The sequence below is a fragment of the Micromonospora globispora genome, from assembly GCF_003857015.1.
GTDB classification, from domain to species: domain Bacteria; phylum Actinomycetota; class Actinomycetes; order Mycobacteriales; family Micromonosporaceae; genus Micromonospora; species Micromonospora globispora.
Map to the genome: position 1 here is coordinate 1 of NZ_QGGF01000095.1, position 2,922 is coordinate 2,922.

General features: G+C 74.4%; 3 protein-coding genes. All 3 read right to left on the reverse strand.

The genetic code is table 11. From position 1 onward, the window contains the following. Nucleotides 1-473: DivIVA domain-containing protein (locus DKL51_RS03490; protein ID WP_124811713.1), on the reverse strand; the 473-nt coding region annotated here is incomplete at its 3' end. Between the two features lie 31 nt (nucleotides 474-504). Beyond that, nucleotides 505-1,653, reverse strand: a complete 1,149-nt coding sequence (gene rlmN / locus DKL51_RS03495) for a dual-specificity RNA methyltransferase RlmN (RefSeq protein ID WP_109966576.1) — start codon at nucleotides 1,651-1,653, stop codon at nucleotides 505-507. 104 nt (nucleotides 1,654-1,757) lie between these two features. After that, the coding region (locus DKL51_RS03500; RefSeq protein ID WP_260428363.1) for a phosphatidate cytidylyltransferase at nucleotides 1,758-2,922 on the reverse strand (1,165 nt) is incomplete at its 5' end.

Consider the following 2,922-nt stretch of genomic DNA (forward strand, 5'->3'; position numbering starts at 1 on the left):
GGGCCGGGGCCGCCGGGGCCGCGGGGAGCGTCGTACCCGCCACGCGGGCCGTCGTACCCGCCGGCGAAGGCGCCGGTCGGCTCGTCGTACCGCCCGTAGCGGTCGGCGGGCGGGCCGGCCTGCGCGGGCATCGGGCGGGGCGGCATCGGCGGCTGCGGTACGGGCGACAGGCCGCGGTCCTCGCGCATCGGCGGACCCATCCGGGGATCGCGCCCACCGGGGAGGCCACCGCGCTCCTCCAGCTCGGCCAGTTGCCGCTCGACCCGATCGAGGTGCAGGTCGACCTGCCACTCGTCGTAACCGTTGAAGCGGACCCGGAAGACGACGTCGTGGACCTCCTGGGAGGCCACGGGCGCGCCCATCGGCTGGCCGGCGAGTGTCGCCTCGACCCGGTCCAGGAAGGCGTCGACCTCGTCGACCTTGTATCCCCGGCGGAGCGCCTTGCGCCGGAAACGCTGACCCTGACTCGCCACTATGTCTCCTGGTCTCGTTCGCTACGTCCGGTCACGCCGTTGCTTCGCGCGGCGGGTCGGTGTCCATGTCCTCGGCGGCGGCGAGCTGCCCGCACGCTCCGTCGATTTCGCGTCCCCGGGTGTCCCGCACCGTCGTCGACACCCCGGCGTCGCGCAACCGCCGGACGAACTCCCGCTCGACCGGCTTCGGGCTCGCGTCCCAGCGGCTGCCCGGTGTCGGGTTGAGCGGGATGAGATTCACGTGGGCCAACTTGCCGGCCAGCAGCCGCCCGAGCAGATCGGCTCTCCACGGCTGGTCGTTCACGTCCTTGATCATCGCGTACTCGATCGACACGCGACGCCCCGTCCGGGCCGCGTAGTCCCACGCGGCGTCCAGCACCTCGGACACCTTCCACCGCTGGTTGACCGGGACGAGTTCGTCGCGCAGCTCATCATCGGGGGCGTGCAGCGACAACGCAAGGGTCACTGAGAGGTCTTCGCTGGCCAGTCGGCGGATGGCCGGAACCAGCCCCACCGTGGAAACGGTGATGTGCCGCTGGGACAGGCCGAGCCCCTCCGGGGCCGGGGCGACCAGCCGGCGGATGGCCGCGACCACCCGGGAGTAGTTGGCCAGCGGCTCGCCCATGCCCATGAACACGACGTGGGACAGCCGCGGCGGCGAGCCGGCGACGGCGCCCGAGGCGGCCACCCCCGCCAGGTAGACCGCCTGGTCGACGATCTCCGCGGTGGAGAGGTTGCGGGTCAGCCCGGCCTGGCCGGTGGCGCAGAACGGGCAGGCCATGCCGCAGCCGGCCTGGCTGGAGATGCAGACGGTTACCCGGTCCGGGTAGCCCATCAGCACGCTCTCCACCAGCGATCCGTCGTGCAGCCGCCAGAGCGCCTTGCGGGTGGCGCCGTCGTCGCACGCCAGCTCCCGGACCGGGGTGAGCAGGGTGGGCAGCAGCGAGTCGGCCAGCCGCTCCCGGGTGGCGGCCGGCAGGTCGGTCATCTGCCCGGCGTCGCGCACCAGCCGACCGAAGTAGTGGTGGGAGACCTGCTTGGCGCGGAACGCCGGCTCCCCCAGCTCGGCGACGAGCGCCTGCCGGCCCGGCAGATCCAGGTCGGCGAGGTGACGGGGCGGCATCGCGGGCCGGCGGCCGCGGGCGTCCGGGTCTACGGAGATCAGGGGGAGGCTCGTCATGGCGCGTCCAGTCTGACACGCCCGGAGCGGGACGCACCCGGCCGTAGGTGCCGAATCGACCCCGACCGCGCGGAGGATGCGGCTCCGCAGGCGTGATTCACCTCTCAGCCCACCGCCGGCACGAGGACCGCCAGCAGCAGGTACGCGGTCGGCACCGCAAACAGGATCGAGTCGAGCCGGTCCATCAGGCCGCCGTGCCCGGGGAGCAGGTTGCTCATGTCCTTGACCCCGAGATCCCGCTTGATCATGGACTCGGCGAGGTCGCCGAGGACCGCCGCGCAGGAGATCGCCACCCCGAACACCGCACCCCACCAGGGCTTGCCGTCGAGCAGCAGCCAGACCAGCACGGCGCTGCCGGCCGCCGCCGCGGTGACCGACCCGGCGAAGCCCTCCCAGGACTTCTTCGGGCTGATCGAGGGCGCCATCGGGTGCTTGCCGAACGCGACGCCGGCGGCGTACCCGCCGGTGTCGGAGAGGACCACGGCGACCAGGGTCACCAGCACCCGCAGGTGCTCGTCGCCGGGCACGGCGGCCAGCATCGCCGCGAAGCCGCCGAGGAAGGGTACGTAGACCGCGATCAGGGTGGCCGCGGTCAGGTCGCGCTGGTAGTTGCCCGGACCGTCGCCCAGGCGCCAGATCATCGTGCCGAGCACGGTGACCAGCAGACCGAGACTCAGCGCGTCCGGGCCGGCGAACCAGCCCAGCCCCACGGTGAGCACCCCGCCGGCGATCAGCGGCACCAGCGGCGGGTGAGCGCCGCTGCGGCGGACCGCCCGGGCCATCTCCCAGGTGCCCACCGCCACGGCGGCGGCGATCACGCCGAGAAACGCCGGCAGGTAGAAGAAGAGCGGCACCACGATCGCCGCCCCCAGGCTCAGCCCGACCGCGATCGCGGCCGGCAGGTTCCGGCCCGCGCGGCCCTGCGGGGCCTGCTGGGTGGCCGGCCGGTCGACACTGGCCCGGCGTCGCCCGCGCTGCCGGCGGCCCGAGGGCCGCTCCGGCTCGGGTCCGGCGTCCGGCTCGGCACGGACCGGTGCGATCTGGGCGGTGGGGTACTCGTCGTCCCGCGGCTCCGGGTACGCCCGGCCCGGCCTGCCCCGCTCGTGGCCGGGGTCCTCACCGGGCCCCGGGTACCACCGGTCGTCGCGGCCGGCGTCCCGGTAGCCCCGATCGTCGCGGTACCGCTGGTCGTCAGGCTCCCGCCCGGGACGCCCGTTGCGCGGTCGCTCGTCGTACGGGCCGGGCCGCCGGCCGTGCGGGGCGTCGTAC

Coding starts and splice junctions, on each gene's coding strand:
- rlmN (WP_109966576.1), bottom strand. CDS start 1,653: ATGACGAGCCTCCCCCTGATCTCCGTAGACCCGGACGCCCGCGGCCGC.